This window comes from Streptomyces sp. NBC_00038 (assembly GCF_026343635.1).
GTDB lineage: Bacteria > Actinomycetota > Actinomycetes > Streptomycetales > Streptomycetaceae > Streptomyces.
In genome coordinates this window covers 3,633,762-3,659,917 of the sequence record NZ_JAPELQ010000001.1, presented here as the reverse complement: position 1 = coordinate 3,659,917, position 26,156 = coordinate 3,633,762, and the positions used below count along the sequence as shown (strand labels likewise).

The following is a 26,156-nucleotide window of genomic DNA, read 5'->3' as shown; positions in this document are numbered from 1 at the left end:
GAGTCACAGGCCCCGTCCCCTCCGCATCTCCTTCAGCACCTCCCCCATCTGCCGTACCTGGTGGCGCAGTTCGAACACGTCCTGCAGGCTGCTCGCGGCCATGTGTGTCTCGATCTTCTGTATGCGGGCGGTCAGTTCGTCGAACTGTTCCTGTTCACGGGCGAGCAAACGTTCCAGTTGCTGGTTCTTGCGGTGGAGGTCGAGGAAGACGGTGACCTTGGCACGCAGCACCCATGGGTCGAAGGGCTTCGTCAGGTAGTCGGCGGCTCCGGTCGCGTACCCGCGGAAGGCATAGCCCGCGTCGGCGTCCGTGCCGGTCAGGAAGATGATGGGGACGTCCTTGGTCTGGTCGAGCCGCTTGATGTTCGCGGCGGTCTCGAAGCCGTCCATGCCCGGCATCCGGATGTCGAGAAGGACGACGGCGAACCGCTGCCGCAGCAGCGCCTTCATCGCCTCCTCGCCCGAACGCGCGCGCACCAGCGGCTCGTTGAGGGACCCCAGGACGGCCTCAAGGGCGACCAGATTGTCCTCCATGTCGTCCACGAGGAGGATGCTGGCGCGCTCGTCGGTCGTTTCCTCAGCGCTCATGATGACTGTGCCTCACTCAGTCGGCGGCGGGATCGCGGGCTCCCCTGATGTGCTCGGTCCCGGTACAACGGGTACAGCGGTGTCGGTGTCGGTGTCGTTGTCCGGCCGCTCGCCGTCGTTCGCGCCCTCAGAGTTCTCCGGGTTCTCCGGGTTCTCCGGGTGTTCCGGGAGCTCGGAGTTCTCCGTGCCCTCCGGGTCGAGGAGTGCGCAGACGACGGTGAGCAGTTGGTCGACGTCCACCGGCTTGGGTACGTAGTCGTTGGCGCCCTGCGCGATGGACTTCTCGCGGTCCCCCGGCATCGCCTTCGCGGTGAGCGCGACGATGGGCAGCCCTGTCCAGCGGGGCGTGCGGCGGATGGCGGCGATCGTCTCGTAGCCGTCCATCTCCGGCATCATGATGTCCATCAGGACGAGTTCGACGTCCGGGTTGCGCTCCAGCGTCTCGATGCCCTCGCGGCCGTTCTCCGCGTACAGGACGGGCATGCCGACGCGGCCCAGTACGTGGGTGAGCGCGAAGACGTTGCGGATGTCGTCGTCCACGATCAACACCCGCCGCCCCGGCAGGACCTGTCCCGCCCGGCCGGCCTTCCACGCCTCCAGTTTGGTGGGCGTGGGCCAGGTGTCGTCCGTGTCGTGGGCGGTGTACGGCTCGGTGGAGAGCTCGGGTACGAGCTGGCCCTGGTCCTCGTGGGTGGGGCCGGTCGCCGCGTGCCCGGGGCTGATGACAGGGACGTACAGCGTGAAGGTGGAACCCTTGCCGGGCTTGCTCTCGGCGATGATCCGGCCGCCGAGCAGTCCGGCGATCTCGCGGCTGATGGACAGGCCGAGGCCGGTGCCGCCGTACTTGCGGTTGGTGGTGCCGTCGGCCTGCTGGAAGGCCTCGAAGATCACCGGGAGTTTCTCCGGCGCGATGCCGATGCCCGTGTCGGAGACGGCGAAGGCGATGACGTCGTCGCTGTTCTCGCGGGTGAAGACGTGGTCCGGGTCCTTGAGGCGGTTGACGCGCAGTTCGACCCGGCCGGTCGCGGTGAACTTGATCGCGTTGGAGAGCAGGTTGCGCAGGATCTGCTGGAGCCGCTGCTCGTCCGACCACATCTCGCGCGGTACGTCCTCGCCGACGGCCACCTCGAAGGCGAGCCCCCGGTCGAGGGTGAGCGGGCGGAAGGTCGCGTGGACGTAGTCGAGCAGCTTGATGAGGGGGAGCTTCTTGGGGCGTACGTCCATCCGGCCCGCCTCGATCTTCGAGAGGTCGAGGATGTCGTTGATGAGCTGGAGCAGGTCGGAGCCCGATCGGTGGATCGTGGTCGCGAACTGCACCTCCTGGTCGGAGAGGCGGCCGTCCGGGTTGTCGGAGAGGAGGCGGGCCAGGATCAGCAGTGAGTTCAGCGGGGTACGCAGTTCGTGCGACATGTTCGCCAGGAACTCCGACTTGTACTGGGAGCTGGTGGCCAGCAGGGCCGCTTTCTCCTCCAGTTCGGCGTTCGAGCGCTGCAACTCGGCCTGCTGCGACTGGAGTTCGTCCGAGCGGTCCTGGAGCTGGATCGCCAGGCGCTGGGACTCGCCGAGCAGGGACTCGGTGCGGGAGTTGGCGATGATGGTGTTGATCGCGACGCCGATGGTGTTCACGAACTGGTCGAAGAAGGCCAGGTGGACGTCGGAGAAGCGGGAGAACGAAGCGAGTTCGATCACGCCGAGGAGCTTGTCCTCGAAGAGGATCGGGATGATGACGACGCTCGCGGGGGAGGCCTCGCCCAGACCGCTGTTGATCTTGATGTAGTGCGGTGGGGCCTCCTCCACCAGGATCCGCTTCTTCTCGCGCGCCGCCTGCCGGACCAGCCCGTGCACCGGCATGCCGCCCGTGTCGACGGTCGCGCCCTGCGCCGAGCCGTACCCGGCGATGAAGGCGAGCCCCTTGGCGGGGATGGCGGTCCGCAGGCTCTCGTCCTCGGGGTCGGCCAGGAAGAAGGCGCCGTACTGCGCGTTCACCAGCGGGGTCAGCTCGCGCAGGATCAGGTCGGCGACCTCCATCAGGTCGCGGTGGCCCTGCATCAGCGCGGCGAGGCGGGCGAGGTTCGACTCCAGCCAGTCCTTCGCACGGGTGGTCTCGCGGAGGTTGGCCACCATCAGGTTGATGTTGTCCTTGAGCTCGGTGACCTCGCCCTGGGTCTCCACCGTGATGGAGCGGGACATGTCGCCCTGGGCAACCGCGGACGCCACCTCGGCGATCGCGCGGACCTGGGTGGTCAGGTTGAGCGCCAGCTCGTTCACGTTCGTCGTCAGGCGCTTCCAGGTGCCGTACACGCCCTCGACCCGTGCCTGGCCGCCGAGTTGGCCCTCGGAGCCGACCTCGCGGGCCACGCGTGTGACCTCGGACGAGAAGGAGGAGAGGGTGTCGACCATCGTGTTGATCGTGGTCTTCAGCTCCAGGATCTCGCCGCGCGCGTCCACGTCGATCTTCTTGGACAGGTCGCCCTGGGCCACGGCGGTGGCGACCTGGGCGATGTTCCGGACCTGTGAAGTCAGGTTGTCGGCCATGTAGTTGACGTTGTCGGTCAGGTCGGCCCAGACGCCGGAGACGCCGAGCACCTGGGCCCGGCCGCCGAGCCGCCCGTCCGTGCCGACCTCGCGGGCCACGCGGGTCACCTCGTCGGCGAAGGCGCGCAGCTGCTCCACCATCGTGTTGACGGTGTCCTTCAGCTCCAGGATCTCGCCGCGGGCGTCGACGGTGATCTTCTTGGAGAGGTCGCCGTTCGCGACGGCCGTCGTCACCTGCGCGATGTTCCGCACCTGTGAAGTCAGGTTCAGCGCCATGAAGTTGACGTTGTCGGTGAGGTCCTTCCAGACCCCCGACACGCCCCGCACCTGTGCCTGGCCGCCTAGGTTGCCTTCGGTGCCGACCTCGCGGGCGACGCGCGTCACTTCGTCGGCGAAGGCGGAGAGCTGGTCGACCATCGTGTTGATGGTGGACTTCAGCTCCAGGATCTCGCCCTTCGCCTCGACGGTGATCTTCTTGCCGAGGTCGCCCTGAGCCACCGCCGTGGACACCAGGGCGATGTTGCGGACCTGTGAAGTCAGGTTGTCCGCCATGAAGTTGACGTTGTCGGTGAGGTCCTTCCAGACCCCCGAGACGCCTCGCACCTGCGCGCGGCCGCCGAGATTGCCCTCGGTGCCGACCTCGCGGGCGACGCGCGTCACTTCGTCGGCGAAGGCGGAGAGCTGGTCGACCATGGTGTTGATGGTCGACTTGAGTTCGAGGATCTCGCCCTGCGCGTCGACCGTGATCTTCTGGCTCAGGTCGCCGTTCGCGACCGCCGTGGTGACCTGTGCGATATTTCGAACCTGTGACGTGAGGTTGGACGCCATGAAGTTGACGTTGTCGGTGAGGTCCTTCCAGACCCCCGACACACCGCGCACCTGCGCTCGGCCGCCCAACTGCCCCTCCGTGCCGACCTCTCGGGCGACCCTCGTCACCTCGTCGGCGAAGGCCGAGAGCTGGTCGACCATGGTGTTCACGGTGAGCTTCAGTTCGAGCAGCTCGCCCGTCGCCTCGACGGTCACCGTGCGGGTCAGGTCGCCGCGGGCCACCGCAGTGGTCACCAGGGCGATGTCCCGGACCTGGGCGGTCAGCCGGGACGCCATGGTGTTGACGGCTTCGGTCACGTCCCGCCAACTCCCGGACAGACCCGTCACCTTGGCGCGGCCGCCGAGCCTTCCCTCGGTGCCGACCTCGCGCGCGACCCGGGTCACCTCTCCGGTGAACAGGGAGAGCTGGTCCACCATCTTATTGACGGCACGCCCCAACCGGCGCAAATCGCCACGGAGTTGACGGTTGCCGTCGTGCAGGTCGACCCGCTGGGTCAGATCGCCGCCGGCCACCGCGTCGAGGACGCGGGTCGCGTTCGCGGCGGGCGCGACCAGGGCGTCAAGGAGCTGGTTCACGTCGTTGACCCGGGTCGTCCAGCTGCCCTGGCCCGGGCTCGCCGAGAGGCGCTCGTCGAGGCGGCCGTGCCGCACCAGCTCCCGGCGGACGCGCTGCACCTCGGAGTTGAAGTGCGAGCTGCGGTCCATGATCTGGTTGAACATCGTGCTGAGATCTGCCACCAGACCGTGTCCGGTTTCCGGCACTTTGCTGAAGTCGCCGTCCCGTGCGGCGTTCATCGCGGCGAACAGAGGGCGCAGATCCGATGCCCGAATCTGTCCGTCTTCGAGCACACGCATACCACTGTTCTCACTCATGGCGGCCCACTTCGGTAACTCGGCGCTTATGGGCGTGGCCAGTCTGTCACTGTGTCCGCATCGGCTGAGGCCTATTCGTCCGAACTGCTCAGGGAGCCGCACCGTGGGGGCCATTCCGACGCAACGGGAGTCCAAGGCGCACGCCCTTGATGCGCCCGCGCACCACCGCGCCGGACAGGACACCGTCACCCGCACCTCGTTACCGGGCACCCCGCTCGCTCCGGGGGCCGCCCGCGATTTCGTTCGCGCCGCACTCGCCGAATGGGCCGAACTCGCTCCGTACGGCACCGAGATGATCGACGACCGGCTCACCGATGACGCCCTCGTGGTCGTCAGCGAACTCGTCACCAACGCCGTTGTGCACGCGGGTACGGACGTCCAGCTGGTGTGCCGCATGGAGAGCGAGGAGGGCGAGCAGGGCGAGGAGAGCGTGCGGAGCAGGGAGGACGTCGAGAGCATCGGGAGCCCGGGGGGTTCCGGGAGCGCCGAAGGCACCGACGGCGGTTCGCCGGGCTCGGGTTCGCTGGTCATCGAGGTGTCCGACCATCATCCCTCGCGCGCGGTACGTGACGACAACTGCGAACAGCCGTACGGCACACCGGAGTACGGGCGTGGCCTGCGGCTCGTCTCCACGCTCTCCGACGCCTGGGGCATCACGTACCGCACCGGCGTCAAGACCGTCTGGGCGCGGCTGCCCCTCGGCGGAGGCGGCCTGGGCGTGGGCAGGGAGGGGGTCTCGGGCGTCGGCAGGATCGTGGAGGCCGGCGAGGGGATAGAGGCGTACGCCGGTGAGCAGGCCCTGGAACGCGGGCTTCGGGTCGCCGAGATACTCGCCCCCGAGCCGAGGCGCAGAGCCCAGCAGGACCACGACTGGCTCAACCGCGGTGCCCTCTCCTTCCTCGCGGAGGCCTCCGACCTGCTCGCCGGGCAGCTCGACGAGGACCTCGTCGCCGCGCTCGCCGGACAGCTGATCGTGCCGCGCCTCGCCGACTGGTGCGCGGTCTGGCTGGAGGACGAGGCCACCGACCGGGCCGGCGGCCTCGGCATCGGCCTGGGCCCGCGCCTCGCCCGCGTCTGGCACGGCAGCGAGAACCGCATCGAGGACCTGCGCCGCGCCCTGGAGAAGGACCCGCCCCGGCTCCCCGACTCCGTACGCTCCAGGGCCGTACCGGTGCCTTGGCCTGGGGAGGCGCTGGCTTTGGGTGGGGTGAGTGAGCCAGGGCCGGGCGGCCCCGGATTAAGCGGCCCCGGTGTGAGCGGTGCTGCGCTTGCGTATCGGCTGATCGCCGGTGGGCGGCCGTTGGGCACGCTTGTCATCGGGCGGGCCGGGGCGACCGGCTTTCCCGACGAGATCACGGGGCTCGTCGAGGACCTCAGTCGCCGTATCGCCCTCGCCATCGGCGCGGCCCGCCAGTACGCGCGGCAGGCCACCATCAGCCGGGTCCTCCAGCGCGGCCTGCTGCCCGGTGCGGTCGCCGAGATCCCCGGGGTGCGCAGTGCCCTCGTCTACGAACCGCTCGACAAGGGCGGGCCCAGCGGCGACTTCTACGACCTGTTCCCGGCCGGCGACGGGCGGTGGTGCTTCGTCGTCGGCGACGTCCAGGGCAAGGGGCCCGAGGCCGCCGTCGTGATCGGCCTGGCCAGGCCCTGGCTGCGGCTGCTGGCCCGCGAGGGGTACGAGGTCGCCGACGTCCTCGACCGCCTCAACAGGCTCCTGCTCGACGACGCGACCGAGTCGGCGGACGCGGCGGCCCGAGCGCTCGTGGCGGCGGGCGGACCCGGGCTCGGCACGGACCCCGGACCGCAGATGCGCTTCCTGTCCATGCTCTACGGCGAACTGGTGCCCTTCGACGGCGGAGTGCGCTGCACCCTGGCCTCGGCCGGGCATCCGCTGCCGCTGCTCCTCGGCCCCGACGGCGACGTGAGCGAGGTGGCCCGTCCGGGGACCCTCCTCGGTGTCTTCGAGGACGCGACCTACGCCTCCGAGACCTTCGAGCTGTACCCCGGCGACACCCTGCTGTGCGTCACCGACGGTGTCACCGAGCGCCGCAGCGGCTCCCGTCAGTTCGACGACGACGACGGTCTCGCCGGGGCCCTGGCCGACTGCACCGGCCTGAGCGCCGAACTGATCGCCGAACGGATCCGCAGGCTGGTCCACGAGTTCGGTGCCAAGCCGCCGGAGGACGACATGGCGCTGCTGGTGCTGCAGGCGGAATAGCCCGGCGGGCCGGGCCGGGAAGGGTGCGGACAGCCGGCCTGGAAGGGTGCCGGTATTCGGCCGTGAAGGGTGCCGGCAGTCGGCCGTAAGAGTTCCCGCGGGCGTACGGGACAATGGAGGACATGCCTTCCGCACTTCCCGACGGTGAGCCCGTCCCCGACGACGGGGCGCTGCCCGCGCACGCCCTGGCCGGGGCCGCCGACCGCCCCCTCGGGTTCTATCTCCACGTGCCGTACTGCGCGACCCGCTGCGGCTACTGCGATTTCAACACCTACACGGCGACCGAGCTGCGGGGCACCGGAGGCGTGCTCGCCTCCCGCGACAACTACGCGGAGACCTTGATCGACGAGGTCCGCCTCGCCCGCAAGGTGCTCGGCGACGACCCGCGTCCCGTCCGTACGGTGTTCGTCGGCGGCGGTACGCCCACCCTTCTGCCCGCCGATGATCTCGTACGGATGCTCGCCTCGATCCGTGACGAGTTCGGGCTCGCGGACGACGCGGAGATCACGACCGAGGCGAACCCGGAGTCCGTGGACCCCGCGTACCTCGCGACCCTGCGGGCCGGGGGCTTCAACCGGATCTCCTTCGGTATGCAGAGTGCCCGGCAGCACGTGCTGAAGGTGCTCGACCGTACGCACACGCCCGGGCGGCCCGAGGCCTGTGTCGCCGAGGCCCGCGCGGCGGGGTTCGAGCATGTGAATCTCGACCTCATCTACGGCACGCCGGGGGAGTCCGACGACGACTGGCGGGCCTCGCTGGACGCGGCGCTCGGGGCCGGGCCCGATCACGTCTCCGCGTATGCGCTCATCGTCGAGGAGGGCACGCAGCTCGCGCGGCGGATCCGGCGTGGGGAGGTGCCCATGACGGACGACGACGTCCACGCGGATCGGTATCTCATCGCCGACGAGGTGCTCTCCGGGGCGGGATTCGACTGGTACGAGGTGTCCAACTGGGCCACCTCCGATGCCGGGCGTTGCCTCCACAACGAGCTGTACTGGCGTGGTGCCGACTGGTGGGGTGCCGGTCCTGGGGCCCACAGTCATGTGGGCGGGGTGCGCTGGTGGAACGTGAAGCATCCGGGGGCGTATGCCGGGGCTCTGGCGGCGGGGAAGTCGCCCGGGGCGGGGCGGGAGCTGCTCTCCGGGGAGGATCGGCGGGTGGAGCGGATTCTTCTTGAGCTGCGGTTGCGGGAGGGGTGTCCGTTGTCGCTGCTGCGGCCGGAGGGGCTCTCGGCCTCGCGTCGGGCGCTGTCCGAGGGGTTGCTGGAGATCGGGCCGTATGACGCGGGGAGTGCTGTTCTCACGCTGCGGGGGCGGTTGCTGGCGGATGCGGTGGTGCGGGATCTGGTGGACTGAGGTGGGGTTTTTCGCCCCCTCCGCCCCTACCCGTCCCTTGTTCCTGGGGCTCCGCCCCAGACCCCGCTCCTCAAACGCCGGAGGGGCTGAATCTTGGTCTTTCAGCCCGTCCGGCGTTTGAGGACGAGGCCGTTCAGGCCGAAGCGGGGGTCTGGGGGCGGCAGCCCCCAGGTACGGGACGGGAAGGGGCGGAGGGGGCGAACAACCCCCCCGCGGCTCACTCCGGTGCCGTCACGAAGTCGATCAACTCCTCCACCCTGCCCAGGAGTTCCGGCTCCAAGTCCTTGTAGGAGTGCACGCGGGACAGGATGTGGTGCCAGGCCGCGCCGGTGTTCTCGGGCCAGCCGAGGGCGCGGCAGACGCCTGTCTTCCAGTCCTGGCCGTGGGGGACCCGGGGCCAGGCGGTGATGCCCACGGAGGACGGTTTCACGGCCTCCCAGATGTCGATGTACGGGTGGCCGACCACCAGGGCGTGGTCGCTGGTGACCGAGTCCGCGATGCGCGATTCCTTCGTGCCGGGGACCAGGTGGTCGACGAGGACGCCGAGGCGGGCGTCCGGGCCGGGGGCGAAGGCCGCGACGATCGCGGGCAGGTCGTCGATGCCCTCCAGGTACTCGACGACGACGCCCTCGATGCGCAGGTCGTCGCCCCAGACGCGTTCGACGAGCTCGGCGTCGTGCCGCCCCTCCACGTAGATCCGCCCGGCCCGTGCCACCCGCGCCCGCGCGCCGGGCACCGCGACCGAACCGGAGGCGGTGCGTGCGGGACGTACGGGAGCCGCGCCGGAGGGGCGGACCAGGGTCACCACCTTGCCCTCGAGGAGGAAGCCGCGCGGCTCCAGCGGGAACACCCGGTGCTTGCCGAAGCGGTCCTCCAGGGTCACCGTGCCCGCCTCGCAGCGGATCACCGCGCCGCAGAAGCCGGTGCCGGGCTCTTCGACCACCAGACCGGGGTCCGCCGGGACCTCGGGTACGGGCTTGGGCTTCTTCCACGGCGGAGTCAGGTCCGGCTGGTACTGGCGCATTCGGATGACGATAGGAGAAGCCGGGCCCCCGTGTCCCACGGCCTCCTACGACACGCCGAAACGGGCTGCCAGCGCGTCCCGTTGGGCCCGGACGAACCCCGCGTTCACCACCGCCCCGTGACCGGGCACGTACAACGCGTCCTCCCCGCCCAGGGCGAGCAGCCGGTCCAGCGCCGCCGGCCACTGGGACGGGACGGCGTCGGTGCCCGCCTGGGGTTCGCCCGACTCCTCCACCAGGTCGCCGCAGAACACGACCTCCGGCCATGGCGGGGATCCGGGGACCAGGACCACCAGGTCGTGGCCCGTGTGGCCGGGGCCCACGTTCGCGAGCAGGACCTGCGTGCCGCCGCCCAGGTCCAGGGTCCACTCGCCGGACACGTGGTGGCGGGGGCGGACGAGCAGATCGGCTGCCTCGTCGGCCTGCCGCGGGTCGAGACCGTGGCGTACGGCGTCCGCGCGAAGCGCCTCGTGGCCGTGAGCGAGAACCGTGTCCAGGCCCACCGCCCCGAACACCTCCACACCCGCGAAGGCGGCCGCGCCGAAGACATGGTCGAAGTGCGGGTGGGTGAGCACGAGGTGCGTCACCCGGCGGCCGTCGCCGTGCAGGCGCCGGGTGTCGGAGCGCGGTTGTCCGTCGTCGCGCGGGCGCCGCGTCTCGGAAGGCGGTTCTGTGCCCTCGTACGGGCTCGCCCCCGCGTCGATCGCCCCCAGCAGCCGTCGCGCCTCGGAACGCAACCGTGCGCCCTCCCGCAGGCTCGACCCCGCGTCGATCATCAGGGCGGCCTCCTCACCCATCACGAGACCGACCGTGCAGTCCCAGCCAGGAAGGCGCCGTCGGCCGACCCGTGGTGTCAGCTGTTCCCAGCCCGCCTCTTCCCAAGTCACGCTCATGGGCAGACGCTAACGGCGAGGACGTCGTCGGCACGACCGCGCGGGGGCCGCCCTTGCCGGGGGCGTACCTCCCCGCCGTACACTGGGCCGGGGAACGCTGGCACTCGCACGCGCTGAGTGCCAGGGCGAAAGGCCCACCAGGACCACGGGACGACAGCTGGAGGTGTGCGCGATGCTCAGTGAACGCAGGCTCGAAGTGCTGCGCGCCATCGTCCAGGACTATGTGGGGACGGAGGAGCCCGTCGGCTCCAAGGCCCTCACCGAGCGGCACCGGCTCGGGGTCTCCCCGGCGACGGTCCGCAACGACATGGCCGCCCTTGAGGACGAGGGGTACATCGCCCAGCCGCATACCAGCGCCGGGCGCATCCCCACCGACAAGGGCTACCGGCTCTTCGTCGACAAGCTCGCCGGCGTCAAGCCGATGACCGCACCCGAGCGGCGGGCCATTCAGAACTTCCTCGACGGCGCCGTCGATCTCGACGATGTCGTCGGGCGGACGGTGCGGCTGCTCGCGCAGCTCACCCGGCAGGTCGCCGTCGTGCAGTACCCGTCCCTCACACGTTCGACCGTGCGCCACGTCGAGCTGCTGTCGCTGGCTCCGGCCCGCGTCATGCTCGTCCTGATCACGGACACCGGCCGGGTGGAACAGCGCCTGATCGACTGCCCGGCGCCGTTCGGGGAGGCCTCTCTGGCGGATCTACGCGCGCGGCTCAACAGCCGGGTCGCGGGGCGCCGGTTTTCGGACGTTCCGCAACTGGTGCAGGACCTGCCCGACGCCTTCGAGGCGGAGGACCGCGGTACGGTCGCCACCGTGCTCTCCACCCTCCTGGAGACGCTCGTCGAGCAGACCGAGGAGCGGCTGATGATCGGCGGCACCGCCAATCTCACCCGCTTCGGACATGACTTCCCTCTCACCATCCGGCCCGTTCTCGAAGCGCTGGAGGAGCAGGTCGTGCTCCTCAAGTTGCTTGGTGAGGCCGGGGATTCGGGCATGACCGTACGGATCGGTCATGAGAACGCGTATGAGGGACTCAACTCCACGTCCGTCGTCTCAGTCGGCTACGGTTCGGGCGACGAAGCAGTAGCGAAACTCGGCGTGGTCGGCCCGACCCGCATGGATTACCCCGGCACGATGGGAGCGGTACGAGCGGTGGCACGGTACGTCGGACAGATCCTGGCGGAGTCTTAAGTGGCCACGGACTACTACGCCGTACTCGGCGTGCGCCGCGACGCGTCCCAGGACGAGATCAAGAAGGCGTTCAGGAGGCTCGCGCGCGAGCTGCACCCGGACGTCAATCCCGATCCGAAGACGCAGGAGCGGTTCAAGGAGATCAACGCCGCGTACGAGGTGTTGTCGGACCCGCAGAAGAAGCAGGTCTACGACCTCGGCGGCGACCCGCTGTCCCAGTCGGGCGGCGCGGGCGGCCCCGGTGGCTTCGGCGCCGGTGGCTTCGGCAACTTCTCGGACATCATGGACGCCTTCTTCGGCACGGCGTCGCAGCGTGGCCCCCGGTCGCGTACGCGCCGCGGCCAGGACGCCATGATCCGGCTCGAGATCGAGCTGGACGAGGCGGCCTTCGGCACCACGAAGGACATCCAGGTCGACACGGCCGTGGTGTGCGGCACCTGCAGCGGTGAGGGCGCGGCGCCGGGGACCTCGGCGCAGACCTGTGACATGTGCCGCGGTCGCGGTGAGGTGTCGCAGGTCACGCGGTCCTTCCTCGGCCAGGTCATGACCTCGCGGCCCTGCCCCCAGTGCCAGGGCTTCGGGACCGTCGTCCCGACGCCGTGCCCGGAGTGCGCGGGCGACGGCCGGGTGCGGTCGCGCAGGACGCTGACCGTCAAGATCCCCGCCGGTGTCGACAACGGCACCCGGATCCAGCTCGCGGGCGAGGGCGAGGTCGGCCCCGGTGGCGGCCCCGCCGGCGACCTCTACGTCGAGATCCACGAGCTCCCGCACGCCGTGTTCCAGCGGCGCGGCGACGACCTGCACTGCACGGTCACCATCCCGATGACCGCGGCGGCCCTCGGCACCAAGGTGCCGCTGGAGACGCTCGACGGCATGGAGGAGGTCGACATCCGTCCGGGGACCCAGTCCGGGCAGTCGATCCCGCTGCACGGGCGCGGCATCACGCATCTGCGGGGCGGCGGGCGCGGTGACCTCATCGTGCACGTCGAGGTGATGACACCGTCGAAGCTCGACGCCGAGCAGGAGCGCGTGCTGCGCGAGCTGGCCGTGCTGCGCGGCGAGGAGCGGCCCATCGGGCAGTTCCAGCCGGGGCAGCAGGGGCTGTTCTCGCGCCTGAAGGACGCCTTCAACGGTCGCTGAGGACGCCTCCAACGGTTGCTGAGGTGGGCTTTTCCGCGGCCTTTCCGCCCCGGGCCGCACACGCCGGGGCGGGAGGTGCGGGTGGCCTATGCCAGCCGGAAGGCTCGATTCGGACTTGTTCGGAGGACGTGACAACATGCCGTCATGTCCTCCGCACTGACCGATCTCTTCCCACACCCGATCGTGCAGGCCCCCATGGCGGGCGGCGTATCCGTCCCGCATCTCGCGGCCGCCGTGTCCGAGGCCGGCGGGCTAGGGTTCCTGGCCGCCGGGTACAAGACCGCCGACGGTATGTACCAGGAGATCAAGCAGCTGCGCGGGATTACCGGACGGCCCTTCGGCGTGAACCTCTTCATGCCGCAGCCCGAGTACGCGGACAAGGCCGCCGTCGAGGTGTACGCCCACCAGCTCGCGGGTGAGGCCGCCTGGTACGAGACCGAGCTCGGCGACCCGGACAGCGGCCGCGACGACGGCTACGACGCCAAGCTCGCGGTCCTCCACGACAACCCGGTGCCGGTGGTCTCCTTCCACTTCGGCATCCCCACCCGCGACGTCCTGGACTCCCTCGCCCGCGCCGGCACCCTCACCCTGGTCACCGCGACCACGGCCGAGGAAGCGCTCGCCGTGCAGCGGGCCGGAGCCGCCGCGGTCGTCGTGCAGGGCGTCGAGGCGGGCGGCCACCAGGGCACCCACCGCGACAACCCGGAGACGGACGGCACCGGCATCGGACTGCTCTCGCTGATCGCGCAGGTCCGAGAGACCGTGCAGATCCCGATAGTCGCGGCCGGCGGCATCATGCGCGGCAGCCAGATCGCCGCGGTACTCGCGGCCGGCGCGAACGCGGCCCAGCTCGGCACGGCGTTCCTCGCCACCCCCGAGTCCGGCGCGAACGCCGTGCACAAGCAGGCACTGACCAACCCCCTTTTCGTACGTACGGAGTTGACACGCGCCTTCTCCGGGCGCCCGGCGCGCGGACTCGTCAACCGCTTCCTGCGCGAGCACGGCCCCTACGCGCCCGCCGCGTACCCCCAGGTCCACCACCTCACCTCCCCGCTGCGCAAGGCGGCGGCCAAGGCGGGCGACGCGCAGGGCATGGCGCTGTGGGCGGGCCAGGGACACCGCATGGCACGCGAACTGCCCGCCGGGCAGCTGGTGGAGGTGCTGAGCGCCGAACTCGCCGCCGCGACGACAGCGTTGTCGGTGTTTCCCGAGTCCGGGACGGGCACGGGGGGTGCGGTCCGATGACGGCGCCGGTGTTCGTGGTGGAGCGGGTGCCCAGTGCGTCCCAGTTCGTGCTCGACGGGCCCGAGGGGCGGCACGCCGTCTCCGTGAAGCGGCTGCGGCCCGGCGAGAGCGTCGTTCTTACGGATGGGCGCGGGCGCTGGATCGAAGGTGTGGTGAAGGCGGCCGAGGGCAAGGACCGCTTGGTGGTGATGGATCTGGATTCGCTGAACGAGGAGCCCCCGGAGTCCCCCCGCATCACCGTCGTCCAGGCCCTCCCCAAGGGCGACCGCGGCGAGCTGGCCGTCGAGACCATGACGGAGACCGGCGTCGACGCGATCGTCCCCTGGGCGGCCTCCCGCTGCATCACGCAGTGGAAGGGCGAGAGGGGACTGAAGGGGCTCGCCAAGTGGCGGGCCACGGCCCGGGAGGCAGGCAAGCAGTCCCGCCGCGTCCGCTTCCCAGAGGTCGCGGACGCGATGACGACCAAGCAGGTTGCCGCACTTCTCGCCAAAGCCGATCTCGCGGCCGTCCTGCACGAGAGCGGTGACGAGCCCCTCGCCACGGCCGAACTCCCCGCGCAGGGCGAGATCGTGCTCGTGATCGGCCCCGAAGGAGGCGTCTCCCCGGAGGAGTTGGCGCTCTTCACCGAGGCGGGCGCGCGGGCGTACCGACTGGGGCGCAGCGTGCTGCGCACCTCGACCGCCGGGACCGCGGCGGCCGCGCTGCTCCTCGGCCGTACCGGTCGCTGGTCCTGAACCGATGGAGATCCCCTTGGAACTCGCCCAAGTACGCCTGCTCGTCTCCGACTTCCCGGCCTGCTACCGCTTCTACGCGGAAGTCCTCGGCCTCAAGCCCCAGTCGGGCGCGACCGAGGGACCGTACGAGAAGTTCAGCCCCGTCACCGGCTCTGCGGGCATCGCCCTCCAGGACCGGGCGATGATGGCCCAAGTCCTCGGCGAACTGGGTGACCTGGCTACGGGACACCGTTCGCTGGTGGTGCTGCGCGTGGACGACCTGGACACGTACTGCGAGCAGATCGCGGCCCGCGGCGCGACCGTCCTGCACGGCCCCGCACCCATGACCGACCGTATGCGCGTCGCCCACCTCAAGGACCCCGAGGGGAACCTGGTGGAGCTGCAGGAGTGGCAGCTGCTGGCCGTCTGAATCCGCGACCGCCGCCCATGCGTTCGAGTGTGACGCGCGAGAGTGCGGGAGTGGCCGCATGCGGTCTTCCGCGCCACACGGGACGGTGGCACCCTGCCAGCCATGGGGGCTTTGAGGCGGATAGGGCGACGGGCCGGGCGGCGGCGGACGATGGCGGCGGCCGGTCTCGTGGCGGCCGCCGTGGGTGGTGTCGTCGCGTGTGATCCCGCCGGGCTGAGTTCCGCGTCCGTGGCGTACACGACCGACCAGACCGTGACGAAGGAGCTCGAACGGCAGAAGGCGGACGTGCAGTGGCTCACCTGTACGGCGTCGTTCGGCGGCGGCAACAAGGCCTACACGCCGGGGAAGACGCCCTCACCGACCGAGAGTACCGTGGCGGACGTCGACTGCACGGGGGAGACCTCGGACGGCAAGGACATCACCGTCACGGGCCAGGTCACCCGGGCCATCGACGGCCGGTGCGTACGCGGTGACCTGACCGCCAAAATCGACGGCAAGGAGTGGTTCCACGTCAAGGGTCTCGGCAACTGCGATGCCCCCAGCACGCCTGGATACACCCCGCCCGTCAACAACCCGCAGCAGCCCGGCCCCACTGTGACCGTGACCGTCACCAAGACCATCTACTGCCAGGGGAACCCCACGTGCTGGCCCCAGGGCAAGTAGTGACGTGCGGGGAGGCAGGGGAGGCAAGTGATCGAAACCCCTGTCCGGGGGCGTGATCGCTGCCTAAGGTGATCGGGTGACAGAGTCCGCACCCTCCGCGTATCTCCGGTTTCCGCATCTGCACGGCGATCTGGTCGCCTTCACCGCCGAGGACGACGTCTGGGTCGCCCCGCTGGACGGGGCAGGCCGCGCCTGGCGGGTCAGCGCCGACAACGTACCGGTGAACCATCCGCGCATCTCCCCGGACGGTACGACCGTCGCCTGGACGTCCACCCGAGACGGCGCCCCCGAGGTGCATGCCGCCCCGCTGGACGGCGGGCCGTCCAAACGGCTGACGTACTGGGGGAGTTCGAAGACCCAGGTGCGCGGCTGGACCCCCGACGGGCAGGTGCTCGCGCTCAGTACGCAGGGGCAGGCGAGCCTGCGGCGCAGCTGGGCGCGGGCGGTCCCGCTCGACGGCGGTCCGGCGACCACCCTCCCGTACGGGCCTGTCGGCGACGTCGCCCACGGCGACGGGGGCGTGCTGCTGCTGTCCGCTCCGATGGGGCGCGAGGCCGCCTGGTGGAAGCGGTACCGGGGCGGTACGGCGGGCAAGCTGTGGATCGACCGGGAGGGGGAGGGGGAATTCGTACGGCTGCATGAAGAGCTTGACGGGAACCTCGAGTACCCCTTGTGGGTGGGGGAGCGCGTCGCTTTTCTCTCCGATCACGAAGGTGTCGGGGCGCTGTACTCGTCGCTCGCGGACGGTACGGATCTGCGGCGGCACACGGCAGTTGACGGCTTCTACGCCCGGCACGCGGCGACCGACGGCACCTGGGTCGTGTACGCGTCCGCCGGCGAACTGTGGCTCCTCGACGACCTGGACGGCGCCGAACCGCGCCGGCTCGACCTGCGGCTCGGCGGACAGCGCGTCGACCTGCAGCCGCATCCCGTGAGCGCGTCCCGCTGGTTCGGGGCCGCCGCGCCCGACCACACCGGACGCGGCAGCGCGATCGCCGTGCGCGGCTCCGTCCACTGGGTCACCCACCGCTCGGGCCCGGCCCGCGCGCTCGCCGCCGAACCCGGCGTACGCGCCCGGCTGCCCCGCACCTTCCGGGCGGAGGGCGAGGAACACGTGGTGTGGGTGACGGACGCCGAGGGCGACGACGCCCTGGAGTTCGCCCCCGCGACCGGGGTCGCGCCCGGAGCGACACCCCGGCGGCTCGCCGCCGGACAGCTCGGGCGGGTCCTCGCCCTCGCGATGTCACCCGACGGCAGCCGCGCCGCCGTCGCCTCGCACGACGGACGGGTCCTGCTCGTCGAGCGGGAGACGGGAGAGGTCCGCGAGGTCGACCGCAGCGAGAACGGCGACGTCAGCGGCCTCGCCTTCTCGCCCGACTCCGCGTGGCTCGCCTGGTCGCACCCCGGCCCGCGCCCGCTGCGCCAGCTCAAGCTCGCCAACACCACCGACCTGTCGGTGACCGAGGCGACCCCGCTGCGCTTCCGGGACTACGCACCCGCGTTCACCCTCGACGGCAAGCACCTCGGGTTCCTCTCGGCCCGGTCCTTCGACCCGGTCTACGACGAGCACGTCTTCGACCTCGCGTTCGTGGGCGGCTCGCGACCGCACCTCATCACGCTCGCCGCGACCACCCCCTCGCCCTTCGGACCGCAGCGCCACGGCCGCCCCTTCGAGGCACCCGACAAGGACGAGACGCCCGACAGCGAGGGCGCCCCCGCGACCCGGATCGACCTCGACGGACTCGCCGACCGGATCGTGCCGTTCCCCGTCGAGGCCGCCCGCTACTCCGGCCTCCGCGCCGCCAAGGACGGACTGCTGTGGCTGCGGCATCCCGTCCGCGGAGTGCTCGGCTCCTCCCGCGCCACCCCCGACGACCCGGACCCGAAGACCGAACTGGAGCGGTACGACCTCGTCCAGCAGCGCATCGAGCATCTCGCCGCCGACGCCGACCACTTCGCCGTCAGCGGCGACGGCAAGCGTGTCCTGCTGTGGACCGACGGCAAACTCAAGGTCGTACCGAGCGACCGGCGCGCCTCGAACGACGACGAGAGCGACACCAACATCACCGTCGACCTCTCGCGGGTGCGGCAGACCGTCGACCCCGCCGCCGAATGGCGGCAGATGTACGACGAGACCGGCCGCCTCATGCGCGACAACTACTGGCGGCCCGATCTCGGGGGCGTCGACTGGGACGGGGTGCTCGACCGGTACCGGCCGGTCCTTGAGCGCGTCGCCACCCACGACGACCTCGTGGACCTCCTGTGGGAGGTGCAGGGCGAACTCGGCACCTCGCACGCCTACGTCATGCCGCGCGGCGGCGGATGGGGTGGCGGCGACCGTGCGCAAGGGCTGCTCGGCGCCGACATCTCCCGTCACGACGACGGCAGTTGGCGTATCGACCGGATCCTCCCCTCGGAAACCTCCGACCCCGACGCACACGCGCCGCTCGCCGCGCCCGGGGTCGCCGTGCGCGCCGGGGACGCCATCGTCGCGGTCGCGGGGCGGCCGGTGGACCCGGTCGCCGGACCGGGACCGCTGCTCGTCGGCACGGCGGGCAAGCCGGTCGAGCTGACCGTCTCCCCGTCCGGCGGCGGCGATCCGCGGCACGCCGTCGTGGTGCCCCTCGCGGACGAGGAACCGCTGCGCTACCACGCCTGGGTCGCCGACCGGCGGGGTTACGTCCACGAGCAGTCCGGCGGACGGCTCGGCTATCTGCACGTGCCCGACATGGTCGGCTCCGGGTGGGCGCAGCTCCACCGCGACCTGCGCGTCGAGGTGGCCCGCGAGGGACTCGTCGTGGACGTCCGCGAGAACCGCGGCGGCCACACCTCCCAGCTGGTCATCGAGAAACTCGCCCGGCGGATCGTCGGCTGGGACCTGCCCCGCGGCATGCGGCCCTACAGCTACCCCGAGGACGCCCCGCGCGGACCCGTCGTCGCCGTCGCCAACGAGTTCTCCGGCTCCGACGGCGACATCGTGAACGCGGCCATCAAGGCGCTGGGCATCGGTCCCGTGGTCGGCACGCGGACCTGGGGCGGCGTGATCGGCATCGACAGCCGCTACCGGCTCGTCGACGGCACGCTCGTCACCCAGCCCAAGTACGCCTTCTGGCTGGAGGGTTACGGGTGGGACGTGGAGAACCACGGCGTCGACCCGGACGTCGAGGTCGTCCAGGCCCCGCAGGACCACGCCGCCGGGCGCGACGCGCAGTTGGACGAGGCGATCCGGATCGCGCTGGCGGCGCTGTCGGAGAACCCGGCGAAGGCTGCGCCCGCTTTGCCGCCGCTTTGATTTCGGCCTCGGGTTCGTTGTGGTGCGGCTGATCCACCGCTTCGCGGCGGATTTTCCCCGCCCGCCCGCCCCTTTCGGGCTGACGGGCGGGGCGCCGGTGATCGACGGGGCCGATACGATGCTGGCGTACTGACCGGGCCGCGCGAGGAGGCACACGCATGGTGGGAGAGCCGCAGGACGACTGCCTGTTCTGCAAGATCGTCGCGGGGCAGATCCCGGCCGACGTGGTCCAGGAGACCGAGACGACCGTGGCGTTCCGGGACATCAACCCCCAGGCGCCCACCCACATCCTGGTCATCCCCAAGGTGCACCACCCGGACGCGGTGTCACTTGCGGCCGCCGAACCCGGCATCGCCGCGGACATACTGCGCGAGGCCGGCCAGGTCGCGGCCGAGGAGAAGCTCGACAGCTACCGCATCGTGTTCAACACGGGCAGCGGCGCCGGGCAGACCGTCTTCCACGCGCACGCCCACCTCCTCGGCGGTCGTGGCATGCAGTGGCCGCCGGGGTAACCGGCCTTGTCCGTACGTGAATTGGTGGTCCTCGGCACCGCCAGCCAGGTCCCCACCCGCCATCGCAACCACAACGGCTACCTGCTGCGCTGGGACGGGGAGGGGCTGCTCTTCGATCCCGGCGAGGGCACGCAGCGGCAGATGCTGCGTGCCGGGGTCGCCGCGCACGACCTGCACCGGATCTGCGTCACCCACTTCCACGGCGACCATTCGCTCGGGCTCGCCGGGGTGATCCAGCGCATCAACCTCGACCGGGTGCCGCACGAGGTGACCGCGCACTATCCGCGCTCCGGGCAGCGGTTCTTCGACCGGCTGCGGTATGCGACGGCCTACCGCGAGACCGTCGCGCTCACCGAGGCGCCGGTCGACGCCGACGGGGTGCTTGCTGTGAGTGCTTCGTACACCCTGGAGGCCCGGCGGCTCTCCCACCCCGTCGAGTCGTACGGTTACCGGCTCGTCGAGCCCGACGGGCGGCGGATGCTGCCCGAGCGGCTCGCCGAGCGGGGAGTCCGCGGACCCGATGTCGGGCGGCTGCAACGGGAGGGCTCCCTTCCCGGAGTCTCCCTCGACGAGGTGAGCGAAGTCCGGCGCGGGCAGCGGTTCGCGTTCGTCATGGACACCCGGCTGTGCGACGGGGTGTACGCGCTCGCCGAGGGGTGCGACATGCTTGTCATCGAGTCGACGTTCCTGGACGAGGACCAGCAACTCGCCGAGGATCATGGGCATCTGACTGCCGGTCAGGCTGGGCGGGTGGCGTTGGACGCGGGCGTACGGCATCTCGTGCTCACGCACTTCAGTCAGCGGTACACCGAGCCCGACGAGTTCGAGCGGCAGGCGCGGGCCGCCGGGTTCGAGGGGGAGCTGACGGTGGCGCACGATCTGGTGAGGGTGCCGGTTCCCAAGCGCCACTGACAGTGGTGAGGGTGCCGGTTCCCAAGCGCCACTGACAGTGGTGAGGGTGCCGGTTCCGAAGCGGCGGTGAATCGCCTTTACGATGATTTGATGCCCCTCCCCAAAGCTGAACTGCACCTCCACATCGAAGGCACCCTCGAACCCGAGCTGGCCTTCGTGCTCGCCGCGCGCAACGGCGTCACACTGCCGTACGCGAACACCGAAGAGCTGCGCAAGGCGTATCTCTTCGACGATCTCCAGTCGTTCCTGAACCTGTACTACGAGCTCATGGCCGTGCTGCGGACGGAGCAGGACTTCACCGACCTCGCCGACGCGTATCTGGCGCGCGCCGCCGCGCAGGGCGTGCGGCACGCCGAGATCTTCTTCGACCCGCAGGCGCACATCGCGCGGGGGGTGGGAATGGGGACCGTCGTCGAGGGGCTCTCCCGCGCGCTCGCGCGCAGCGAGGAGACGCACGGCGTCTCCACCCAGCTGATCATGTGCTTCCTGCGCGACGAGTCCGCCGAGTCGGCCATGGACACCCTGGAGGCCGCGAAGCCGTACCTCGACCGCATCGTCGGCATCGGCCTCGACTCCGCCGAGGTCGGACACCCGCCGGTCAAGTTCCGCGAGGTGTACGAGGCCGCCGCCGCGCTCGGGCTGCGGCGCGTCGCGCACGCGGGTGAGGAGGGGCCGCCGTCCTACATCACCGAGGCGCTGGACGTGCTCGGCGTCGAGCGCATCGACCACGGGCTGCGCTGCATGGAGGACGACGCGCTGGTCGAGCGGCTCGTGCGCGAACGGGTGCCGTTGACGCTGTGCCCGCTGTCGAACGTACGCCTGCGGGCCGTGGACACGCTGGAGGACCATCCGCTCGTCGCGATGATGGACGCCGGGCTGCTGTGCACCGTCAACTCCGACGACCCCGCCTACTTCGGGGGGTACGTGGGGGACACCTTCCACGCGGTGCGGGAGGCGCTGGGGGTCGACCAGGAACGGTTGCGGGAGCTGGCCCGCAACTCGTTCGAGGCTTCGTTCCTCGATCACGACGAGGAGCGGCGGGCTCGGTACATCGCCGAGGTGGCGGCGTACGAGTTCGAGTAGGCGGGCGTTCTACGTGGGACCGGGCCCCGGTGCGGCTGCTGTTGCTGCCTGCCGGGGTCCCGCCGTGTCGTATGCCGTCCGCTGGGCCGGTACGGCGTCCAGCGAGATCTCCACGACCGTGTGTTCCGGGGTGCCGCCGTGCCTGGCGCGCAGGGCCACGGCCGTCATCGGGACCGTGAGCAGGAGCAGGCCGAGGGCCAGGATCGTGCCCATCGCCGGGTAGCCCGCCCGAGCGGAGAGCAGGCTTCCCGCGAGCGGGCCGCACGCCGTGCCGAGCGAGGACGCGGAGCCGACGAGGACCGCCCAGCGGCCGCGCGGGTCCAGGGACGCGGCGAGGCCGATCACGTACGTCGGCCGCCGCGCAATCTTGTGTGTCGCGGTGTGCGTGCTGGGGTGTTTTCGGGAGGGGAACGGAAGTTCCTGGGCCGAACGGGTGACCTTTGCCGGTGGTGTTCGTTGACCGCAGTGATGGGATCTTCGGTTGGGCGGGGGTGAACGGGTGGGCGGGGAGTGTCACCAAGGCGACGCATGACCAGTGGGCGCTGGCGCGGCGTGGCCAGGCCGCCCACATCGCCTGGCTGCGGGGGCAGATCGCGCAGATTGCGGCGCGGCTGGCCCGGCCACTGGGCGCCAAGGCCTGTAAACGTGAGGGCCTGGTGCGGGGGTATGCCTCGCGTGCCGAGTGGCATGCCAAGTCCCGGCGTCTGCACGTGCTGCAGGGACGGCTGGCGGTGGTGGAGGCGGACTGGGCGGCGGGCCGGGTGCGTGTGGTGCGCGGCGGCCGAAGTCTGATGAACACTCGTCACCACCTCGCTGAGGCCGGGCTGAGTGAGCGGGCGTGGCGTGAGCGGTGGGAGGCGGCGTGGATGTTCCTGGCCGCCGACGGGGAGTCCGGCAAACGCTTCGGCAACGAGACCATCCGCGTCACCGACAGCGGACAGCTCTCCCTCAAACTCCCGCTCCCGCTGGCGCACTTGGCCAACGCACCCCACGGCCGGTACGTGCTCGACACACGGGTGGCGTTCCAGCACCGGGGCCAGGAGTGGCTCGACCGGATCACCGCCAACCGGGCGGTGGCCTACCGCATCCACCACGACACGGTGCGAGGCCGCTGGTATGTGACCGCGTCCTGGCAGCGGGCCGCAACGCCGGTGCTGCCCCTGGAAGCGGCCCTGGCTCAGGGGGTGGTGGGGGTGGACATGAACGACGACCACCTCGCTGCCTGGCAGCTCGATACCCATGGCAATCCGGTCGGGGAGCCGCAGCGCTTCTTCTACGACCTGACCGGGAACGCGGATCACCGGGATGCGCAGATCCGGCACGCGCTAACGCGGCTGCTGCACTTCGCCCGGCGCAGCGGTGTCGCCGCGATCGCCGTCGAGGATCTCGACTTCACCGACGGCAGGAGCCGGGAGAAGCACGGCCGCAACAAACGCTTCCGCCGACTGATCTCCCGCTTCCCGACCGCGAGACTTAAGGCCCGGCTCGTCTCGATGGCCGCCGAGCAGGACATGGCCATCGTCGCGGTCGACCCCGCCTACACCAGCCGCTGGGGCGGCCAGCACTGGCAGAAACCCCTGACCACCCCCACCCGCAAGACCACCCGGCACGATGCGGCGAGCATCGGGATCGGAAGGCGCGCACTCGGACATCCGATCAGGCTGGGGGCACCTCCCAGGCCCTTAAGGCACTGGGGGAGGACGGCACCGCCCCCTGCACACCAGAGCTATGTGCAGGGGCATCGGACCGGCCAGGCCCGACCGGACACCCGAGGGCGTGAGGAAACCCGCCCCCACGTTCCCGGACCGCGCACGCGATGCGCGCTGCCCGGTGGTGGAGCGAAAGCGGGAGACCAGTGTGCCCAACACCGTTCGGGGCACATGGCTGAGCATGCGTCCTGGCTACAGGACTCACTCCCGCTCAGCTATTAGCAACGGTTGGGCGGCTGTCGACGGACATGAACACGCGGGCAATTCGCATTTGAGGGGACGGGGGGGCGAAAAAATGCCTCCGCGGCAACCCTGGGCTCAGGCCGAGCGGCCGAAGCCAATGGTGGGGACCGCCCGTCTCAGCGGCCAGGGGCGGGAGGTCTCCGGGAGAAGGGGCTCCAGGAAGGCGTAGCGGTGGAGGGCGGCGGGGTCCTGGTCGTCGACCGACTGGACGCGGCGCCACCAGGCGGCGATCTCGGACCAGCCGGGGGCGGAGAGGGAGCCGCCGAACTCCTGGACGGAGAGGGCGGCGGTGAGTCCGGCGAAGGCGAGGCGGTCGGCGAGGGGCCAGTCGGCGAGGGTGGCCATCACGAAGCCGGCGACGAAGACGTCACCGGCGCCGGTGGGGTCCAGGGCCTCGACGGCGATGGCGGGCACCTGGGCGCTCTGGCCGGTGCCGGCGTCCACGGCGTAGGCGCCCTCCGCGCCGAGGGTGACCACGGCGAGCGGCACGTGCTCGGTGAGCGCGTGTGCCGCGGCCCGTGGACAGTCGGCGCCGGTGTAGCGCATCGCCTCCTCCGCGTTGGGCAGGAACGCCTCGCAGTGCGCGAGGTCGGGCAGACCCGCCAGATCCCAGACGCCGGTGTCGTCCCAGCCGACGTCCGCGAAGATCCGGGCGCCCTTGCTCGCGGCCTGTGCGATCCACGGCGCGGGCTTGCCGGGCGTGAGCGCGGCGACGGCGGCACGCGCGCTCGGGGGGCAGTCGGGGGCCGGCTCCTCCGGGGGCGGCTCGTGGCCGTGCGAGACCATCGTGCGCTCGCCCTCGTACGCCATCGACACGGTGACCGGCGAGTGCCAGCCGGGCACGGTGCGCGACGGGGAGAGGTCGATGTGCTCGCCCTGCTCCAGGGCGTCCCAGCAGTACTCCCCGTAGTGGTCGTCCCCGAAGGCCGCCGCCAGCGAGGTCTTCAGGCCAAGGCGCGCCAGCGCCGTCGCCATGTTCGCCACGCCGCCGGGGCTCGACCCCATCCCGCGTGCCCAGGACTCGGTCCCGCGCACCGGGGCGGAGTCGAGCCCGGTGAAGATGATGTCGAGGAAGACGGTGCCCGTGAGGTAGACGTCCCAGGGCGGATCCTGGGGCGTGCGCAGCCCGGCGAGCGGGTCGACGGGCGCGTGGCTGTACGGTCGCTCTCCGTTGGCTGCGGTCACGGTGCGCTCCCTGGCGTGGTGCTGATTTCAAGTCAGTCTGCACCACGCTGCGAGCGGAGCGGCGGTGAGCACGCCCGTACCTGCCGTCGCGTCAGGCTCCCGCCGGAGCCGTTCCCGCAGGTCCGGGGTCCGGCGTCCGGGCCGCGCCCGGTGCGGTCTTCGGCGCGGTGGGCGTTGAGGCCCTCGCGGGGCGCGGCCGGATACGGTCGTTGCGGCCGCCGCCGCGGATCAGCAGGACGCTGATCGCGGCGAGGAAGCCGATCACCGTGAGGCCGACGAGCCCGCCCTTGGTCGAACCGGTGGAGTCCTCGATCAGGCCGAAGGCCGTGGGTGCCACGAAGCCTCCGAGGTTGCCGATGGAGTTGATCAGCGCGATGCCCGGCGCCGCCGCCCGTGCGTCGAGGTAGCTCTGCGGGATGGTCCAGAAGACCGGCGAGGCCGGCTTGAAGCCCATCGCGGCGATGCACAGAGCGCCCAGGCCAACCCACGGCGACACGAACACGGCGAGCAGTGTGCCGCAGCCGCCGAGGACGAGGAGGGCCATCAGGATCGGGCGGCGCTTGCCGATGCGGTCGGAGATCCGTCCGCTCACGTATACGGCGGCGATCGCGCAGAGCCAGGGCACCGAGGTGAGCAGGCCGACCTGGAAGTCGCTCAGCCCACCGATGTCGTCCACGATCGACGGCAGCCAGAACGTCACCGCGTACAGGGCGACGTTGATCGCGAAGTAGATCCACAGGAACAGCAGCATCTGCGGGTCCGCGAGCAGCTTCCAGCGCGACACGTGTGCGGTTCCGCGCTGCCCGGCGCGCTCTTCCTGCTCGGCGTCGATGACCGCGACGAGCCCGCTCTTCTCCTCGTCGGTCAGCCAAGTCGCCTTGTCGATACTGGAGTCGAGGAACCGGTAGACGACGAAGCCGAGTACGACGGAGAAGACGCCCTCGATGAAGAACATCCACTGCCAGCCCGAGTGGCCCCAGACGCCGTGCATTTCGAGCAGTGCGCCGGAGATGGGGCCGACGATGACCGTCGCCGTGCCCGAGCCCATCAGGAAGAAGGACGTCGCCCGGCCGCGGTGGGAGTCCGGCAGCCAGCGGCTGAAGTAGTAGATGACGGCCGGGAAGAAGCCGGCCTCCGCGACCCCCAGCAGGAACCGGAGCGCGTAGAACATCTCCGCGCTCGACACCCAGGCCATCGCGGTGGCGACGATGCCCCAGGTGATCATGATCCGGGTGAGCCAGACCTTGGCCCCGAAGCGCTCCATCAGCATGTTGGAGGGGACCTCGAAGATGGCGTACGCGATGAAGAAGATCCCGGCGCCGAGCCCGAACGCGGCGGCGGACAGCCCGACGTCCGCACGCAACTGCTCCTGTGCGAAGCCGAGGTTGACGCGGTCCATGTAGTTGGCGACGAACATGATGAAGAAGAGCGGGACGACTCGGCGGAAGATCTTGTGGATGGCCGACTGGACGGCCGGTGGGTGGGCGGGGGGCGCAACTGCAGACACGAGCGGCTCCGGTCGTGGCAG

General features: G+C 70.8%; 19 protein-coding genes and 1 pseudogene. 13 read left to right on the top strand and 7 right to left on the bottom strand.

From position 1 onward, the window contains the following. Positions 1-3 precede the first annotated feature (3 nt). Together OG219_RS16625 and OG219_RS16620 are read right to left on the bottom strand one after the other, a co-directional pair. Positions 4-588, bottom strand: coding sequence for a two-component system response regulator (locus OG219_RS16625; protein WP_266827323.1), 585 nt, complete (start codon positions 586-588; stop codon positions 4-6). 12 nt (positions 589-600) lie between these two features. Next, positions 601-4,824 carry a HAMP domain-containing protein gene (locus OG219_RS16620; protein WP_266827321.1) on the bottom strand — a complete coding sequence of 1,408 codons (4,224 nt, stop codon included), beginning with the start codon at positions 4,822-4,824 and terminating at the stop codon, positions 601-603. A 103-nt stretch (positions 4,825-4,927) separates the two neighbouring features. Between OG219_RS16620 and OG219_RS16615 the strand changes: the two genes are divergently transcribed. Both OG219_RS16615 and hemW read left to right on the top strand, forming a co-directional pair. Next, positions 4,928-7,042: an ATP-binding SpoIIE family protein phosphatase gene (locus OG219_RS16615; RefSeq protein WP_266827319.1), complete on the top strand. Its 2,115-nt coding sequence runs from the start codon at positions 4,928-4,930 to the stop codon at positions 7,040-7,042. Between the two features lie 122 nt (positions 7,043-7,164). Beyond that, positions 7,165-8,397 carry a radical SAM family heme chaperone HemW gene (gene hemW / locus OG219_RS16610; protein WP_266827317.1) on the top strand — a complete coding sequence of 411 codons (1,233 nt, stop codon included), beginning with the start codon at positions 7,165-7,167 and terminating at the stop codon, positions 8,395-8,397. 217 nt (positions 8,398-8,614) lie between these two features. Here the strand turns inward: hemW and OG219_RS16605 are convergent, their stop codons facing one another. Beyond that, complete coding sequence (locus tag OG219_RS16605; RefSeq protein WP_266827315.1) at positions 8,615-9,421, bottom strand: DUF3097 domain-containing protein; 807 nt, start codon at positions 9,419-9,421, stop codon at positions 8,615-8,617. 45 nt (positions 9,422-9,466) lie between these two features. After that, positions 9,467-10,312: an MBL fold metallo-hydrolase gene (locus OG219_RS16600; RefSeq protein WP_266827313.1), complete on the bottom strand. Its 846-nt coding sequence runs from the start codon at positions 10,310-10,312 to the stop codon at positions 9,467-9,469. 172 nt (positions 10,313-10,484) lie between these two features. Between OG219_RS16600 and hrcA the strand changes: the two genes are divergently transcribed. The 10 genes from hrcA (at position 10,485) to OG219_RS16550 (ending at position 21,491) form a co-directional block, all read left to right on the top strand. Further along, positions 10,485-11,501: a heat-inducible transcriptional repressor HrcA gene (hrcA, locus tag OG219_RS16595; protein WP_266827311.1), complete on the top strand. Its 1,017-nt coding sequence runs from the start codon at positions 10,485-10,487 to the stop codon at positions 11,499-11,501. Beyond that, positions 11,502-12,641 (top strand): molecular chaperone DnaJ, encoded by a 1,140-nt coding sequence (gene dnaJ, locus OG219_RS16590; RefSeq protein WP_266827309.1) that lies wholly within the window; start codon positions 11,502-11,504, stop codon positions 12,639-12,641. A 144-nt stretch (positions 12,642-12,785) separates the two neighbouring features. Further along, complete coding sequence (locus OG219_RS16585; RefSeq protein WP_266827307.1) at positions 12,786-13,886, top strand: nitronate monooxygenase; 1,101 nt, start codon at positions 12,786-12,788, stop codon at positions 13,884-13,886. Next, complete coding sequence (locus OG219_RS16580) at positions 13,883-14,620, top strand: 16S rRNA (uracil(1498)-N(3))-methyltransferase (RefSeq protein WP_266827282.1); 738 nt, start codon at positions 13,883-13,885, stop codon at positions 14,618-14,620. The genes OG219_RS16585 and OG219_RS16580 overlap by 4 nt, the downstream gene beginning before the upstream one ends. Positions 14,621-14,636: 16 nt before the next feature. Next, the gene (locus tag OG219_RS16575) at positions 14,637-15,029 is read left to right on the top strand and encodes a VOC family protein (protein ID WP_266827280.1); all 393 of its coding nucleotides are present in this window, start codon (positions 14,637-14,639) and stop codon (positions 15,027-15,029) included. Between the two features lie 102 nt (positions 15,030-15,131). Further along, a complete protein-coding gene (locus OG219_RS16570; protein ID WP_266827278.1) occupies positions 15,132-15,692 on the top strand; it encodes a hypothetical protein in 561 nt (186 codons plus the stop codon). 76 nt (positions 15,693-15,768) lie between these two features. Further along, a complete protein-coding gene (locus tag OG219_RS16565; RefSeq protein ID WP_266827276.1) occupies positions 15,769-18,984 on the top strand; it encodes a S41 family peptidase in 3,216 nt (1,071 codons plus the stop codon). A gap of 158 nt (positions 18,985-19,142) precedes the next feature. Next, a complete protein-coding gene (locus tag OG219_RS16560) occupies positions 19,143-19,496 on the top strand; it encodes a histidine triad nucleotide-binding protein (RefSeq protein ID WP_266827274.1) in 354 nt (117 codons plus the stop codon). 6 nt (positions 19,497-19,502) lie between these two features. Then, positions 19,503-20,408 (top strand): ribonuclease Z, encoded by a 906-nt coding sequence (locus OG219_RS16555; protein ID WP_266827272.1) that lies wholly within the window; start codon positions 19,503-19,505, stop codon positions 20,406-20,408. Positions 20,409-20,498: 90 nt separating this feature from the next. After that, a complete protein-coding gene (locus OG219_RS16550; protein ID WP_266827270.1) occupies positions 20,499-21,491 on the top strand; it encodes an adenosine deaminase in 993 nt (330 codons plus the stop codon). A gap of 9 nt (positions 21,492-21,500) precedes the next feature. Here OG219_RS16550 and OG219_RS16545 read toward each other — a convergent pair. Then, positions 21,501-21,842 (bottom strand): annotated as a pseudogene (locus tag OG219_RS16545) (MFS transporter); the annotation flags it as partial. Between the two features lie 95 nt (positions 21,843-21,937). Here OG219_RS16545 and OG219_RS16540 point away from each other — a divergent pair. Continuing rightward, on the top strand, positions 21,938-23,422 hold the full coding sequence (locus OG219_RS16540) for a transposase (RefSeq protein WP_266827268.1): 1,485 nt from the start codon (positions 21,938-21,940) through the stop codon (positions 23,420-23,422). Between the two features lie 96 nt (positions 23,423-23,518). Here OG219_RS16540 and OG219_RS16535 read toward each other — a convergent pair whose 3' ends face one another. Then, on the bottom strand, positions 23,519-24,628 hold the full coding sequence (locus tag OG219_RS16535; RefSeq protein WP_266827266.1) for a carbohydrate kinase family protein: 1,110 nt from the start codon (positions 24,626-24,628) through the stop codon (positions 23,519-23,521). 91 nt (positions 24,629-24,719) lie between these two features. Then, positions 24,720-26,135 (bottom strand): MFS transporter, encoded by a 1,416-nt coding sequence (locus OG219_RS16530; protein ID WP_266827264.1) that lies wholly within the window; start codon positions 26,133-26,135, stop codon positions 24,720-24,722. Positions 26,136-26,156 lie beyond the last annotated feature (21 nt).